General features: G+C 44.0%; 11 protein-coding genes and 2 rRNA genes (1 of these 13 running past the window's edge). 8 read left to right on the forward strand and 5 right to left on the reverse strand.

All coding sequences use genetic code 11. The features are described 5' to 3' along the window. Positions 1-1,074 (forward strand): 23S ribosomal RNA (locus AC0IYG_RS28290); it begins 1,751 nt to the left of the window's first position. Positions 1,075-1,164: 90 nt separating this feature from the next. After that, positions 1,165-1,276: ribosomal RNA gene (rrf, locus tag AC0IYG_RS28295) — 5S ribosomal RNA — on the forward strand. Between the two features lie 655 nt (positions 1,277-1,931). Here the strand turns inward: rrf and dxs are convergent. The 4 genes from dxs to mutL all read right to left on the reverse strand — a co-directional run bounded on the left by dxs (position 1,932) and on the right by mutL (position 7,603). Then, on the reverse strand, positions 1,932-3,878 hold the full coding sequence (gene dxs, locus AC0IYG_RS28300; RefSeq protein WP_471714432.1) for a 1-deoxy-D-xylulose-5-phosphate synthase: 1,947 nt from the start codon (positions 3,876-3,878) through the stop codon (positions 1,932-1,934). Between the two features lie 75 nt (positions 3,879-3,953). Further along, positions 3,954-4,871 (reverse strand): rhomboid family intramembrane serine protease, encoded by a 918-nt coding sequence (locus tag AC0IYG_RS28305; RefSeq protein ID WP_471714433.1) that lies wholly within the window; start codon positions 4,869-4,871, stop codon positions 3,954-3,956. 3 nt (positions 4,872-4,874) lie between these two features. Continuing rightward, positions 4,875-5,660, reverse strand: coding sequence for a rhomboid family intramembrane serine protease (locus AC0IYG_RS28310; protein WP_471714434.1), 786 nt, complete (start codon positions 5,658-5,660; stop codon positions 4,875-4,877). Between the two features lie 56 nt (positions 5,661-5,716). Then, complete coding sequence (gene mutL / locus AC0IYG_RS28315) at positions 5,717-7,603, reverse strand: DNA mismatch repair endonuclease MutL (RefSeq protein ID WP_471714435.1); 1,887 nt, start codon at positions 7,601-7,603, stop codon at positions 5,717-5,719. A 240-nt stretch (positions 7,604-7,843) separates the two neighbouring features. Between mutL and AC0IYG_RS28320 the strand changes: the two genes are divergently transcribed. Then, positions 7,844-8,008, forward strand: a complete 165-nt coding sequence (locus AC0IYG_RS28320; RefSeq protein ID WP_471714436.1) for a hypothetical protein — start codon at positions 7,844-7,846, stop codon at positions 8,006-8,008. A 68-nt stretch (positions 8,009-8,076) separates the two neighbouring features. Here AC0IYG_RS28320 and nagB read toward each other — a convergent pair whose 3' ends face one another. Next, positions 8,077-10,017, reverse strand: a complete 1,941-nt coding sequence (gene nagB / locus AC0IYG_RS28325; protein WP_471714437.1) for a glucosamine-6-phosphate deaminase — start codon at positions 10,015-10,017, stop codon at positions 8,077-8,079. Positions 10,018-10,235: 218 nt separating this feature from the next. Here nagB and AC0IYG_RS28330 point away from each other — a divergent pair, with 218 nt between their 5' ends. The 5 genes from AC0IYG_RS28330 to serS all read left to right on the forward strand — a co-directional run bounded on the left by AC0IYG_RS28330 (position 10,236) and on the right by serS (position 15,707). Next, positions 10,236-11,540 carry a serine hydroxymethyltransferase gene (locus AC0IYG_RS28330; RefSeq protein ID WP_471714438.1) on the forward strand — a complete coding sequence of 435 codons (1,305 nt, stop codon included), beginning with the start codon at positions 10,236-10,238 and terminating at the stop codon, positions 11,538-11,540. 132 nt (positions 11,541-11,672) lie between these two features. Beyond that, entirely contained in the window at positions 11,673-12,374 is a 702-nt protein-coding gene (locus AC0IYG_RS28335; RefSeq protein WP_471714439.1) for a tetratricopeptide repeat protein, read from the forward strand. Positions 12,375-12,479: 105 nt separating this feature from the next. Next, entirely contained in the window at positions 12,480-12,983 is a 504-nt protein-coding gene (gene ribH, locus AC0IYG_RS28340; RefSeq protein ID WP_471714440.1) for a 6,7-dimethyl-8-ribityllumazine synthase, read from the forward strand. Positions 12,984-13,054: 71 nt separating this feature from the next. After that, positions 13,055-14,413 carry an aspartate kinase gene (locus AC0IYG_RS28345; RefSeq protein WP_471714441.1) on the forward strand — a complete coding sequence of 453 codons (1,359 nt, stop codon included), beginning with the start codon at positions 13,055-13,057 and terminating at the stop codon, positions 14,411-14,413. Position 14,414: 1 nt separating this feature from the next. After that, on the forward strand, positions 14,415-15,707 hold the full coding sequence (gene serS, locus AC0IYG_RS28350) for a serine--tRNA ligase (protein WP_471714442.1): 1,293 nt from the start codon (positions 14,415-14,417) through the stop codon (positions 15,705-15,707). Positions 15,708-15,754: the final 47 nt, after the last annotated feature.

Consider the following 15,754-nt stretch of genomic DNA (forward strand, 5'->3'; position numbering starts at 1 on the left):
ACGAAAGTTGACGTATAGGGCCTGACACCTGCCCGGTGCTGGAAGGTTAAGAGGGGATGTCATCGCAAGAGAAGCATTGAATCGAAGCCCCAGTAAACGGCGGCCGTAACTATAACGGTCCTAAGGTAGCGAAATTCCTTGTCGGGTAAGTTCCGACCTGCACGAATGGTGTAACGATCTGGGCACTGTCTCGGCCGTGAGCTCGGTGAAATTGTAGTAGCGGTGAAGATGCCGCTTACCCGCCACGGGACGGAAAGACCCCGTGCACCTTTACTATAGCTTTGCATTGTTTTCGGGTCAGGGATGTGTAGGATAGGTGGGAGGCTGTGAAGTTGCGTCGCCAGGCGTGATGGAGCCAACGTTGAAATACCACCCTTCGCTGGCCTGGGATCTAATCCGACTAAGTCGGAGACCGTGCATGGTGGGTAGTTTGACTGGGGTGGTCGCCTCCAAAAGTGTAACGGAGGCTTCCAAAGGTCTGCTCAACACGCTTGGTAACCGTGTGTGGAGTGCAATAGTACAAGCAGGCTTGACTGTGAGACCGACGGGTCGAGCAGGTGGGAAACCAGGGTATAGTGATCCGGTGGTTCTGTATGGAAGGGCCATCGCTCAAAGGATAAAAGGTACGCCGGGGATAACAGGCTGATCTCCCCCAAGAGCTCACATCGACGGGGAGGTTTGGCACCTCGATGTCGGCTCGTCACATCCTGGGGCTGGAGAAGGTCCCAAGGGTTCGGCTGTTCGCCGATTAAAGTGGCACGCGAGCTGGGTTCAGAACGTCGTGAGACAGTTCGGTCCCTATCTGTGGTGGGCGTAGGAAGATTGACGGGGGCTGCCTTTAGTACGAGAGGACCGAGGTGGACCCACCGCTGGTGAACCGGTTGTCACGCCAGTGGCATGGCCGGGTAGCTATGTGGGGAATAGATAAGCGCTGAAAGCATCTAAGTGCGAAACTAGCCCGAAGATGAATCTTCCACATAAGGGTCGTTGTAGACTACGACGTTGATAGGCTGCAGGTGTACGTGTAGAAATACATTCAGCTGAGCAGTACTAATTACCCAACAGCTTGCACATTAAAATCTTAATTTACTTGATCTCTTCTACTTCCAATATGACATTGATTACTCAAAAATATTGTTGAGTGATAAAACCAACAAAGAGCTTGTTGGTGGCTATTGGCCTGGTGTTCACCTCTTCCCATCCCGAACAGAGAAGTTAAGCCCAGAACCGCCGATGATACTTGGATCAAACCTGGTAAAGTAGGTAGCCGCCACAATACCAACAACCGAAAAGCCTTGCAGAAATGTAAGGCTTTTTTTGCTCTAGGGCTTGGTAGATCTTCTTATTAACCAAACAGAGACTTATGCTTAGCTCTCTGAATCGGCGGTAGGCACTTTTAAGGGCTTTACCGATGAAATCAGTGCTCCCCATCACAAATCTTATTATGCTTGAATAAGCGACCACAGTCACAAGCGGTTGAAACAGGACCCTGATTAGAGATACGATTGCGTGGCCTGTACAACTCCGGCAAAAAGACTATAAGGAAGCCTTGCTGCGCCGACTGCACTTATATTACTTAAGTGCTACCATCTTAAATGAATGATCTACATCTTAGGTCATACTCTCAATAGGTTGCGTTAGCATCCAAATAGACTTCTAATAACAAAATGTGGTGGGAGAACTATGATGCTAGATGTGGCGCTTTTTCATTCAATGCAGACCGTAGAAAGGTCTCGTTAAAAGCCTCATAGACTTCAAGTAATGGCAGCCGGGATCTCAATTAGATGCTAATTGAATCAAGTGAACATTTCTCATAAGTGAAGTTTAACTCCCTAAACAGAAGAATGTAAAATCTAATTTTCGTGATCCAACAAAAAACGAGGTGGTCAACCATTGACCACCTCGTTTCCTTTTTATCTTACGTAAGATCGTCAATTTAAAACAACCGCCTTCGCACTAAGTTTTGTGTCTAAAAACTTATGAACAGTTTTTATTATGCCTGCTGTATCGATGCCGCATTCTCGGTACAGTTCGTTTGGTTCTCCGTGCTCGACGATCATGTCTGGAATGCCGAGTCGTTTTATAATGGATGAATATCCGTTGTCTGCCATGAATTCGATAACAGCACTGCCAAAACCGCCCTGTAAGCAACCATCTTCTATCGTCACAACTCTTTGGTACTTTTCGAATACTTCGTGTAAAATAGCCTCATCTAATGGCTTTGCGAAGCGCATGTCATAAACTGCAACTGATACGCCCTGTAATTCTAATTGCTCACTTGCTTTCATAGCATAGTTTCCAAGTGGGCCGAATGACAGGATTGCTAAATCATCACCGGATTTAAGCTTTTTCCCTTTTCCAATTTGGATTTCCTCAAATGGGGTGCTCCATTCCGGCATAACGCCAGAACCGCGAGGGTAACGAATTGTAAATGCTTGCTTGCCCGATTGAAAAGAGTCGAGTTGCGCTGTGTACATCAAATTGCGGAGCTCTTGTTCATTCATTGGAGATGCAATTACCATATTTGGAATGCATCGCATGTAAGCAATATCATAGACCCCATGATGCGTCGGGCCATCTGCTCCGACTAATCCTGCTCTATCAAGGCAAAAAATAACGGGTAATTCTTGTATGCACACATCATGTATAACCTGATCGTACGCGCGCTGCATGAAGGTTGAATAAATGTTGCAGTAAACCACTTCGCCGCGGGTAGCCATACCCGCAGAAAACGTCACTGCATGCTGTTCCGCAATGCCAACGTCAAATGCGCGATCCGGCATTTTATCCATCATAATATTCAATGAGGATCCCGAAGGCATTGCTGGTGTTACGCCGACTATTTTAGGATTCAGTTTAGCTAACTCAACAATCGTGTTACCAAACACGTCCTGATATTTCGGTGCTTGAGGCTGATCGTAAACTTTGATTTTGATTTCTCCGGTTATCTTATCAAACACACCAGGAGAATGCCATTTTGTTTGGTCTTTTTCAGCAGGTCCATAACCTTTTCCCTTAACAGTAAGGCAATGCAGAAGCTTTGGTCCGGGAATGCTTTTCAGGTCTTTCAAAACCTCCGTTAAATGACTGATATCATTGCCATCGATCGGACCAAAATATCTTAATCCTAATGACTCAAACAGATTGCTCTGCCGAAGAATCGCAGTTTTCATAACCGTCTCCACTTTGGAAACAATCTCCTGCGCACTTTTGCCGAAATTGCTCATCTTACCAAGCAAATTCCAGACTTCATCTCTGAACTTATTATAGGTTTGGGAAGTCGTAATGTCTGTCAGATACTCTTTAAGCGCTCCCACATTTGGGTCAATCGCCATGCAGTTATCATTCAGAATAATCAACAAGTTCGAATCCGTTGCACCTGCGTGATTCATGCCTTCAAATGCCATTCCCGCAGTCATGGCACCATCTCCTATAATCGCAATGTGCTGTCTTTCGAAGTTTTTCTCTAATGCAGAAGCAACGGCCATTCCAAGGGCCGAAGAAATTGATGTTGACGAATGTCCTACACCAAAAGCATCATAAATGCTTTCGCTACGACGTGGAAAGCCTGAAAGGCCACCATATGTTCGGTTAGAATGAAAATTATCACGTCTGCCAGTGAGAATTTTATGACCATAAGCTTGATGTCCTACATCCCAGACCAATTGATCATCGGGCGTGTTAAAAACATAATGCAACGCAACGCTAAGCTCAACAACGCCTAAACTGGCGCCAAAATGGCCTCCATATACAGAAACATTGTCAATGATAAATTGGCGTAATTCGTTACAAACTTGCGGAAGCTGGGAACTGTCTAACTTTCGTAGGTCCTCAGGAGAGTTAATTTTAGCTAATAATTTTCCCGGCGTTATAAGCATATTCAAGCTTTTGAGATCAAAATTGAGGGACATTCAAGCAGACAAAATTAAGCATTTAAGCCTATTAGTCTGACTTTATTTTTGCTGGCTCGCCTTGAACAGCTTTTGCTTTTCTTCTCTTGTCAAACTCTCATAACCCGACTTTGAAATTTTGTCCAAAATCGAATCAATTTCCGTCTGATCAGGCATTTCAATCGTTCCGGAAGCAGAAGCCGACGAATAAACACTCGTGCTTCTGTAAACTTGCCTTTCGCGATATGTTACTTGCATAGATGGCCGCTTGCGGAATAGCCTCGACCAGCCATTCATTACAGCATAAAGCGGTTTTCCAAGATCAGTGCCGCTTTGCAGTAGTTTGATAAATACGTAACCGACAAGTGCTCCTCCTAAATGTGCCAGATTTCCACCTGCATTAGGTCCGACAGTTTGTGCCAAGGAAAGAATGATATAAAACAGGGCTATAAACTTAATTCTGATAGGCCCGAGAAATATCAGATTGAAAGTATAATTCGGAAGTAACGTTGACGCACCGACTGCAACGGAAAAAGCCGCGGCAGAAGCTCCCAACATTCTGGATCCTTCCACATGAGCCTGAAAATAAGGCAGCGCATTATAAAGCACCATGTAAATCAACCCGCCGGCAATGCCACCAAGCATATATAGCGCAATCACCCGTTTTGCTCCTAAATATTCATCCACCAACTTACCAAACCAATAAAGGAAAAGCATGTTGAACAGGATATGGAATATATCGTCGTGTGTAAAAAAGTAAGTGATTAATGTCCAAGGTTTGTATAAAAACTCATTGGTTGCAGCAGGCAATTGCAGTGTGTTAATCACTGCGTAATAGACATTTGCAGATTGGGAGAGTGTCAGAATAATCTTCAGCAACAGCAATATTAGGAACACTGCGACATTAACTAAAATTATCTTAACGAGTGCATTCTCTGATTTGGCGAACTCTCTCTTTACGTCATCAACAATATTGCTCATCTTTCAATAGAAATTTGTTTTTCGCGTGTTCCAATAACGCAACAATATATATGCAAATAGCATTCCTCCTATGTGGGCGAAATGCGCCACATTGTCCGACTGAGCATTTTGAAATCCTGCGTACAATTCGTAAAGGCCGTAAAAAGCAACGAAATATTTGGCCTTGATTGGAAATGGAACAAAAAGAAGAAAAAGCTCAGTATTAGGAAACAATAAACCAAACGCCATTAGGATGCCGAAAATTGCTCCCGAAGCACCAACCAAAGGCGTATTAATCAATGTCTGGTAATAGGAATTTACAAAATCTACGCTTTGTTGAATGTAGCCAGAATTTGTCGGATTGCCCTCAAATTTGTTCAAAAAATCAAGGTTCGCTTCATAAATTCTTTCCGCATGCTTACTCATGAATTCCACCAGATTGTCCGGCGTCGGATTTTGAGTAAATATTTCAACAGCAGCTTTTACCTGACTATTTTCAAAATAATCAATTCCTGAAAAAAGTATTCCCGCGCCTATGCCTGTGAAGAAATAAAAGAATAAAAATTTCTTTGGTCCCCAAACACGCTCTAAAAGTGGCCCAAACATGAATAAACCAAACATATTGCTGAACAAATGCCCAAAGCCACCGTGCAAAAACATGTAGGTTACAAACTGGAAAGGATAGAATGCTGGGGAAAACACTGACCGCAGCGCAAACACATTTGTAAGATTGAAAACGTAAGAATCAACTATAAAAAAAAGTATATTAAGAATCAGTAAGTTCTTGACAGTAGGCGTTATAGATAACATATTTTGTGTTTAATCAAGATTATATTCAATAACTCTTCACCCATTGTTTTTGTTCGTCATGCTTTAAAAATGCTTGTCAGCTTGTCCATTGTAAGGAGAACAATGATCGCTTCGCCACTCGGCGTCCTGTTTGGATCGGTTGACGCAAAAAGCTGGTCTATTAATGTGTGAATTTCGACCATGGAAAGTTTAACCGCATAACGCACAGAAAAACGCTTGGCCAGAGAGCGCGAAAGACTTTCCGGTTTGTTCAGTTTCAAATCGGAATAACTCTGCTTTAATTGCTCAATTAGTTCCTCAAAAAGATCCTGTTCACTTTCCTCCGGCAAGTCAGCCGGAATCCCGCGGATAATCAATTCATTTGATCCAAACTCATCAAATTCAAATCCCAGGCTCCTGATCTCTTTTTTGGTTTCACTCACGAGCTGCATATCAGAATGCGTCAGCCGGATTGTTTTTGGAAAAAGCAGCTGCTGGCAAGCGCCATTTCTGTTGGTAAGCATTTTTCGATATCGCTCGTACAAAATGCGTTCATAAGCCGCCTTTTGGTCAATCAGCATAATTCCGTCCTTCACCTGCGAAAGAATATAGCGGTTATGCAGCTGGAAAATCACGGCATCGCTTTCCGGCGCAGCGATAACTTCCGAGGCCATCCGGTTAACCTTGCTCGCAACAGTTTTTGAATGCTCCTGAAAAGAAGGCCGGGAAACAGTTGTCGCATTGGTTTCAAAAGCGGCCAACTCCCGGTTGCGGTCTTCTGTATTTTGCAATCCTTCAAACAGCTTGTTCCAATTCGTCAGATTTGATCTGGACGCTCCGCCTTCACTCTTTTTGGACTGCGCAGCCCAGTCAGGCATAACAGTTCTTGGAATCAGGTTATGGTTTTGATCCGAAGATGTCGGATTCAAAAAGTTAATGTTATCGTCAAAATCAATCGATTGAGAAAGATTGTATACACCCACAGCCTTTTTCACAGCTGCCATTACAATTGCGTAAACAGACCTTTCATCATCAAATTTGATTTCTGTTTTCGTCGGGTGAATGTTAATGTCAATGTGTGACGGGTCAATTTCGATGAACAGGACATAAAACGGATGGCTTCCCTCGGGAATGGTGCCGTCAAATGCGCTGATCACCGCATGATGCATGTAACTATGCTTGATATAGCGGTCATTTACAAAGAAAAACTGCTCTCCACGTGTTTTTCTGGCAAATTCAGGTTTACCAATGTAACCCCGCACGCTAATGTAGGACGTGTCTTCCTGGCAAAATGCAAGCTGCTCCCGATAACTTTTCCCGTAAATGTCAACAATGCGCCTGACCAGTTTGCCGGACTGTAAGTTGAAAACCTCCGTGTCGTTATGATGCAATGTAAAACCCACTTGCGGGTGCGCGAGCGCAACACGCTGAAATTCGTCCAGCACGTGACGCATTTCGACGGAATTGGATTTGAGAAAATTCCGTCGGGCCGGAACGTTAAAAAATAAGTTCTTAACCGAAAGATTGGTCCCTTTTAAGCACGCAACTGCTTCCTGCGCTTTGATTTCAGAACCATCGATCCGGATCATGCTGCCCAGCTCGTCGGACTCCTGTCTCGTTCTCAGTTCAACCTGCGCAACGGCAGCAATGGAGGCAAGCGCCTCGCCCCGAAAACCCATCGTTCGAATTCTGAAAAGATCTTCTGATTGCCGGATTTTAGATGTTGCGTGCCGCTCAAAACACATTCGGGCGTCCGTTTCTGACATGCCCGAACCGTCATCAATGATTTGAATTAATGTTCGGCCAGCTTCTTTTAGAATGACTTGAACGTGGTTTGCCTTCGCATCAATGGCATTTTCCATAAGCTCTTTTACAACCGATGCAGGTCTTTGAACAACCTCGCCGGCAGCAATTTGATTGGCTATGGAATCTGGTAATAATTGTATGATGTCGGAAGACGGCATTTCGGAATTTTAATTTATTTGGCTATAACAAATAAACAAAATTTTTTTTACAGCCGGGTCAACATTGGTGGTTCGCAAGCTGGCGGAGATTGTTTTTTCCGAAAAATGGAAGGGAATAATTACATTCTTTATCGAAATTTTCTACATTTTTCGAACGTTTTTATTGAAATACTTTGTTGGCAATAAATAAAGTTTCTATCTTGGGATGTCAAACTCCTATGTTAATAACCTGAACCTGATATGAAAACGCCTGTTTCGAAACGATTTAATTTTACGATGGCATTACAATGGCTGATATTTCTGCCGATAATTTTGCCGCTTTGTATAATCTTTGGTGCCGTGGAAGGCGTCGTTAAAATGGTCGAGAAAATGGCCCATCGCATGTGGATGGATATGGAATTGTAATCTTCAATATATAGCAAATAAAAAGCCCGATGTTCACACACCGGGCTTTTGCATTTATCAGGGTCACCTTAAAATTTCCATCTTACAAAGGCTTCCATTGCTTCGTATTCGGCCAGGCCGAGCTCGTCATACAAATGTGCCGTTGCCCGGTTGCGTTCCTCAGCGCGCTGCCAGAATTCCCTGGAATCTTCGCCTTGGAAAACAACGCCGTCTTTCTGTGACTGGTGTTTGAAAATTCCCTGGCGTTTTTTCAAAACCTGATCAGGACTCATTGGAACAGCCATTTCAATTTCATAAATATCCCACTCAGCCCAGGCGCCGCGATATAACCATACCCAACAGTCTTTCATGAAATTCTTGTGTTTTGAGCGCTGCAATGCTGCTTCAATGGCATCCCAGCACACTTTATGCGTTCCGTGCGGATCGGCAAAGTCACCCGCTGCATAAATTTGATGCGGCTTGATCTCTTCAATCAGGTTTTCAATGATCTTAATGTCTTCCTCTCCGATCGGGTTTTTCTGAACCGTTCCTGTTTCGTAAAAAGGCATGTTGAGGAAATGCGCCTGGCTTGTTGGAATGCCCACAAAACGGCAAGTTGCCTTTGCCTCACCCTGGCGAAGCAATCCTTTTACTTTTCTGATCTCAGGCGTATCAATTTCGCTGTCCTTCGTATGCTTCAAGAATTCCTTTGCATCCAAAAACAACTTATTTGCAGCTGGGCTGTCAATGGCAAAGCCTTTGTTAAAGTCAACTACGAAATCAATAAAGCGCAATGCTTCGTCGTCCGCAACGGCAATGTTACCCGAAGTTTGGTAAGCCACGTGCACTTCATGACCCTGGTCTACCAAACGCTGGAATGTTCCACCCATCGAGATAATGTCGTCATCCGGGTGCGGGCTGAAAATAAGCACGCGTTTTTTGGAAGGCTGCGCTCTTTCGGGACGATGCGTATCGTCCGCATTTGGCTTGCCGCCTGGCCATCCTGTAATTGTATGTTGTAATTGGTTAAATACATTGATATTGATCTCATAGCCAGAACCATATTGGGCCAGCAAATCACTCATACCATTATCATTGTAATCTTTATCCGTCAATTTCAAAATCGGCTTGCTAAGCGTGCGCGACAAATGCGTGATCGCCTTTTTGATCATTTTATTGTCCCAAATCACCGAGTCAACAGCCCAAGGCGTCTTAATGCGGGTCAATTCAGAAGCAGCACTTTCATCAACCACAAACGAAACGTCCGGATGCGCTTGCAGGTAAGAAGCCGGGTTCAGTTCAGTAACCGGACCTTCAACCGCGCCGCGAATTACAGACGCTTTTCTTTCTCCCCAGGCCAGCAGGACAATGCGGCGTGCATTCAAAATAGGTGCAACGCCAAGTGTAATTGCTTTGCGAGGCACATTATGCAATCCGCCGAACTCCATTCCCGCAGCAACGCGTGTAGAATGGTCAAGCGTGATCAGCCTTGTGCGAGAATTGATCAATGATCCCGGCTCGTTAAAACCAATGTGACCATTTCCCCCGATTCCCAAAAGCTGGAAATCCAATCCGCCAACGGCATTTATTTTGTTTTCATACGAGGTGCAGTAATCACGCAATAAAGCCGGAGGAACTGTTCCATCAGGTATAAAATAGTTTTCTGACGGAATATCAACGTGATTAAACAACTGCTCTTTCATAAACCGGTGATAACTGTAAATGGAGTCAGGCTCCATTTGATAGTATTCGTCCAGGTTAAAAGAAATAACATTATTGAAGCTCAAACCTTCTTCTCTGTGCATGCGCACGAGAATCGCGTAAACCGTCTTTGGTGAAGATCCCGTAGCCAAACCCAAAACACATTTCTTACCTTCCTTTTGCTTCTGACGGATCAAATCGGCGATCTCTTTCGCAACAGCATTAGATGCTTCCTTGGAGTCTGCGAAAATCTGAGTTGGTATTTTTTCGTAAGTGATCGGCTGGCCAATCGTTCCGGGTGTACCTTTCCCGTTACTGGAAGCTTGCATTAAAATTGTTTGTGGATTCACCGTTTGCTGGCTCATGTTAAGCTTGAATTTGTTTTACAAAGGTTTATGAATAGATCAGGGGCAGAATAAGTATTTGGCAAAAATACGATTGAAAACGAATATTATTAAAAAAATTTAAAAAGAACATGTTAAGAAATATACTCTTATTTTTGTAGCCGAATCTACAAAAACATCACACCATTTTCCCAATACAACCCATGTCTACACTCACAAGCGTTGAACGTGACACCACCATATTTGATCTTATCAATAGAGAAAAGCATCGGCAGGAATCAGGCATTGAACTGATCGCTTCTGAAAACTTCACGTCCAGACAGGTTATGGAAGCTTCTGGAAGTGTTTTGACTAATAAATATGCGGAAGGATTGCCAGGAAAGCGCTATTATGGCGGATGTGAAGTTGTAGATGAGATCGAGCAGATTGCTATTGATCGCTTAAAAGAACTTTTTGGAGCAACCTGGGCAAATGTGCAGCCACATTCGGGTGCACAGGCAAACACAGCCGTTTTCGTTGCTTGCCTTAATCCAGGTGATAAAATTATGGGTTTCAACCTGGCGCACGGTGGTCACTTGACACACGGCTCGCCGGTTAACATTTCAGGAAAATATTTTCAGCCTATTTTTTACGGAGTAGAAGCTGAAACAGGATTGATCGATTGGGATAAAGTGGAGGAAACTGCTGTTAGAGAGCGTCCGAAGCTTTTGATCTGCGGCGCTTCTGCATACAGCCGTGACTGGGATTACGAACGCCTTCGCGCGATCGCTGACCAAGTTGGCGCATTGTTGATGGCGGATATCGCTCACCCGGCAGGCTTAATTGCCAAAGGTTTGCTGAACGATCCGTTCGATCATTGCCACATTGTAACCACAACGACACACAAAACGCTTCGCGGGCCACGTGGCGGTGTCATTATGATGCGTAACGATTTTGAAAATCCGTTCGGCATCAAAACACCAAAAGGTCAGGTGCGCTTAATGTCATCGCTTTTGGATTCAGGCGTTTTCCCAGGAACTCAGGGCGGACCGTTGGAGCATATCATTGCTGCTAAGGCAATTGCATTTGGAGAAGCATTGAGCGACGGTTACTATAATTACGCAGTTCAGGTTAAAAAGAATGCGCAGGCAATGGCCAAAGCATTTGTTGACAAAGGTTACGGCATTATTTCAGGAGGAACAGACAACCACTTGATGCTGATCGACCTGCGCACGAAAAATGGTCAAAACCCAGGCTTAACCGGGAAATTGGCAGAAAACACATTGATTAAGGCTGACATTACAATCAACAAGAACATGGTTCCTTTTGATGACAAGTCGCCAATGATCACTTCTGGTATCCGTGTAGGAACCGCTGCTGTAACAACACGCGGCATGGTTGAAACTGATATGGAGCGCATTGTGGATTTCATTGATTCAGTGCTTGTTAACCATGATCAGGATGCAAAAATCGCTGGTGTGAAAACAGAGATCAATAACTGGATGAAGCAATTCCCTTTATATATCTGAAATTAGGATTTCAAATAGCGACAGCGCATCGGTTTTCCGGTGCGCTGCTTTTTTTGTTTATTCCGGTATTTTTTAGCAATAAAATTTCGTTTACTTTTCATAACTTTGCACTCCAAAATCGAATTAATTGATATGAGCAAGAAAAACACGGACGAGTCCGGGCTTGAAATTATTGAAACTCCGGAAGCACTAGCTGGCCAAATCAATAAAGCAGAGGTTTTTTTTATTAAAAATCGCAAGATAGTTTTAGGCATAGCGGGGGCAATTGTATTGGCTGTTGCTGCATTTGCAGGATATCGTTTTTACATTGACGGACAAGAGGGGACGGCTCAGGATGCACTTGCAAGTGTCGTTTACGATTTTGAGGCCGATTCTTTGCAAAAAGCATTGAATGGAAGCGGCGGTAACGAAGGACTTTTATCTATTGCTGATTCTTACAAAGGAACGGACGCGAGCAATCTTGCTAACTTCTACGCAGGAGTTGCACTTTTGAAACAAGGAAAATACGATGATGCAATCAATCATTTGCAATCATTCAGCTCATCAGATCTTTTGCTGCACGCGCGTGCACAATCATTGATCGGTGACGCATATCTGGAAAAAAATCAACCTGCTGAGGCAATTACACATTATAAGAAGGCTGCGGATTACGAAAAGAACGAGTATTTCACGCCGGTTTATTTGATGAAATTAGCAGTTGCACAGGAAAAGGCAAATCAACCAGCTGACGCTGTGTCCACATATAAACGTGTTATTGACGAGTTTCCACTTTCATCTGAAGTGGTTAACGCGAAGAAATACATGGGTGTGTTAGAGGGACAGGTCGGCAAATAATGGTTAACCATTACTGTTTCTGAAAAGGATAAAGCCGACAAAGGTTTTATCCTTTTTTTATTTGCAAAATCATCATTTCATTCACTAATCCTCTGATTATAAGTTATGTCAAGTGCCGATAAGAATTTAAGTGTGTTCAATACGGACGGTTTGCCGGACATCAGCGCAAAGCGGTTCGGAATCCTGGTCGCTGAGTGGAATAGTGAGGTCACGGAAAGGCTTTTTGAAGGAGCTTATCAAACATTGATCCAATATGGTGCAAAGCCTGCAAATATCGAAAGAGGCAATGTTCCCGGAAGCTTCGAGCTGACATTAGGCGCACAATGGTTTTCGGAACGACGTGACATTGATGCCGTAATCGCATTAGGCGTGGTAATCCAGGGAGAAACCAAACACAATGATTATATCAATCATGCCGTGGCGCAGGGCATAACCAATGTAAGTTTAAAATCAGGGAAACCGGTCATTTTTGGTGTGCTAACGCCTAATACAATGGAACAAGCATTGGATCGTGCAGGTGGCATTCACGGAAATAAGGGAGATGAAGCTGCTATGACCGCGATCAAAATGCTAGGACTCTGGCATCAAATCGCAGTCGCACAATCCTAAAAAATTACTCCGCGTTCAACGCACCAGCAACCATTCACTCATTCAGTCATTCAAAATTCAACATTAACTCCATGCAAGTCTGGAAATTTGGCGGCACTTCGGTAGGAAAACCGGAACGCATGCATTCGATCCGCGAACTCCTTAATGGCGATCCAAATCGTAAAATAGTGGTTTTATCCGCATTGTCTGGTTCTACTAATTCGCTTATTGCAATAGGAGAGGCGGCCAAAGCTTATGATGATGCCAAAGCAAATGCTTTAACCGAGGATCTTAAAACGCATTATAATCTTTTTATCAAAGAATTATATGCAACAGAATCAGGCTTGGCAGAAGGCACAAAAATCGTTGAAACAGAGTTTGGGTTCATCAAATCGCTGATTGGCATAAAGCCTTTTACCATTAAGCAGGAAAAAGAACTCGTTGCTGAAGGTGAAATTCTGAGCACGAAAATGTTCCAGGCCTATCTTGAAGAAAAAGGTGAGAATTCAGTGTTGTTACCGGCATTGGATTTCATGCGCATTGATGCAGACGGCGAACCGGAGCTTGCGACCATTGAAGAAAAGCTGGTTACGATTTTAAATCAATATACAGACAAGCAGACCATTATTACGCAAGGATTCATTTGCAGAAATCCACGTGAAGAGGTTGACAATTTGAAAAGAGGCGGCTCTGATTACACTGCATCGCTCATTGGCGGCGCGATCAGGGCAGACGAAATTCAGATCTGGACCGACATTGACGGCATGCATAACAATGACCCGCGCATTGTAAAACGCACTTTCCCGATTAGAGAATTGACATTCGAGGAAGCTGCTGAACTGGCCTATTTCGGTGCGAAAATTCTTCATCCGAGCACCATCACTCCAGCTAAGTTGAGAGGTGTTCCGGTAAGATTGAAAAACACCATGCAGCCTGAAGCGCCGGGAACATTGATTGCGAATCAGACTTCTGATCGCGACATTAAGGCGATTGCTGCAAAGGATAACATTACAGCGATTTACATCCACTCGACTCGTATGCTGAACGCCTACGGCTTCCTTCGTAGGGTGTTTGAGATTTTTGAAAAATATAAAACACCTGTCGATATGATCACAACTTCCGAGGTTTCGGTTTCTGTGACCATTGACAATTCAGAAAACCTGGAACAGATCAGCGCGGAGCTTCGTGAGTTCGCTGATTTAGAAGAGCATGACCGCGATCAAAATATCATTTGCATTGTAGGAAATTTCAGTGCAGACAAAGAAGGAATCGCACTAAAAGTGCTCGATGCGATGAAAAACATTCCTATACGAATGATTTCGTATGGTGCTTCGGAACACAATTTATCACTGCTTATTCACTCCAAATACAAGGCAGAAGCCTTGAATGTACTTAATGAGCGGTTATTTTACTACGAAGATGCAATGAAGGACATTTTTACAGCACCATAATATGTTACAAACGAATTTCATCCGCGATAACAGGGATTTTACCATTGCGGGATTGACAAAAAAGCATTTTAAAGACGCTGCGGAAGTTGTTGATCACATTATAGAACTTGACAAAAAGCGCAGACAGTTACAGCAGGATCTGGACGAGACGCTGGCGAAATCCAATGCGAAGGCGAAGGAAATTGGTGGACTGATGAAAGCAGGCGCGATGGATGAAGCCAATGCTGCAAAAGCAGAAACAGCCGCATTAAAAGAGCAGTCAAAAAGTCTCGATGAAGCGCACAAGGAAGTGGAGGCGTCATTGCTGCAAGAGCTCGTTAAGCTGCCAAATTTGCCGCATGAAAGCGTTCCGGAAGGCAGGACAGCGGAGGACAATGTAAATGTGCTTGAAGCGGGTGACAAACCGGTTTTACCACAAGGTGCATTGCCGCATTGGGAGCTGATTAAAAAGCTTGGAAAAAACCAGGCGCCGATCATTGATTTTGAGCTGGGAAACAAGATTTCAGGCGCAGGATTTCCGGTTTACAAAGGAAAAGCGGCCAGGCTTCAACGCGCAATGATCGCATTTTTCCTTGATGAGGCTGGAAAAGCGGGTTATAACGAAGTGCAACCGCCGATCGTCGTAAATGCAGATTCCGGTTTTGCTACGGGCCAGTTGCCTGACAAAGAAGGCCAAATGTATCATGACGCGCAGGATGATCTTTACCTGATTCCGACGGCTGAGGTTCCGGTTACCAATTTATATCGCGATGTAATTGTTGCGGAAAGTGAATTGCCCGTCAAAAATGTGGCTTATACGCCTTGCTTTCGTCGTGAGGCGGGCAGCTGGGGCGCTCACGTGAGAGGTTTGAACCGTTTGCACCAGTTTGATAAAGTTGAGATTGTTCAGATCAATAAAGCCGAGGATTCTTACAAAGCGCTGGATGAAATGGTTGAGCACGTCAAAAGCCTGCTAACCAAGCTTGAATTGCCTTTCCGCATTCTGCGGCTTTGCGGCGGTGATATGGGCTTTACATCCGCATTAACTTACGATTTCGAGGTTTGGTCCGCTGGTCAAGAGCGCTGGCTTGAATGCAGTTCGGTTTCGAATTTTGAGACTTATCAGGCTAACCGATTGAAGTTGAGATATAAAACTGCCGATAAGAAAACGCAATTGCTTCATACATTAAACGGATCAGCATTAGCATTGCCTCGCATTGTTGCCGCATTACTGGAAAACAATCAGCAAGCAGACGGAACGGTTAAGATTCCGGCAGTTCTAGTCCCTTATTGTGGATTTGAAATAATAGAGTAAAAATAATTTGATTCGATAAAAAATGCCTTCACTTAGTCGCGAAGGCA

The organism is Dyadobacter sp. AC419, from assembly GCF_979253085.1.

Excerpts from the sequence above, each read along its gene's own strand:
- AC0IYG_RS28310 (WP_471714434.1), bottom strand. The coding sequence starts at position 5,660 with ATGTTATCTATAACGCCTACTGTCAAGAACTTACTGATTCTTAATATA.
- serS (WP_471714442.1), top strand. The coding sequence starts at position 14,415 with ATGTTACAAACGAATTTCATCCGCGATAACAGGGATTTTACCATTGCG.
- AC0IYG_RS28330 (WP_471714438.1), top strand. The coding sequence starts at position 10,236 with ATGTCTACACTCACAAGCGTTGAACGTGACACCACCATATTTGATCTT.
- AC0IYG_RS28320 (WP_471714436.1), top strand. The coding sequence starts at position 7,844 with ATGAAAACGCCTGTTTCGAAACGATTTAATTTTACGATGGCATTACAA.
- nagB (WP_471714437.1), bottom strand. The coding sequence starts at position 10,017 with ATGCAAGCTTCCAGTAACGGGAAAGGTACACCCGGAACGATTGGCCAG.
- AC0IYG_RS28335 (WP_471714439.1), top strand. The coding sequence starts at position 11,673 with ATGAGCAAGAAAAACACGGACGAGTCCGGGCTTGAAATTATTGAAACT.
- ribH (WP_471714440.1), top strand. The coding sequence starts at position 12,480 with ATGTCAAGTGCCGATAAGAATTTAAGTGTGTTCAATACGGACGGTTTG.
- AC0IYG_RS28345 (WP_471714441.1), top strand. The coding sequence starts at position 13,055 with ATGCAAGTCTGGAAATTTGGCGGCACTTCGGTAGGAAAACCGGAACGC.
- dxs (WP_471714432.1), bottom strand. The coding sequence starts at position 3,878 with ATGCTTATAACGCCGGGAAAATTATTAGCTAAAATTAACTCTCCTGAG.
- mutL (WP_471714435.1), bottom strand. The coding sequence starts at position 7,603 with ATGCCGTCTTCCGACATCATACAATTATTACCAGATTCCATAGCCAAT.
- AC0IYG_RS28305 (WP_471714433.1), bottom strand. The coding sequence starts at position 4,871 with ATGAGCAATATTGTTGATGACGTAAAGAGAGAGTTCGCCAAATCAGAG.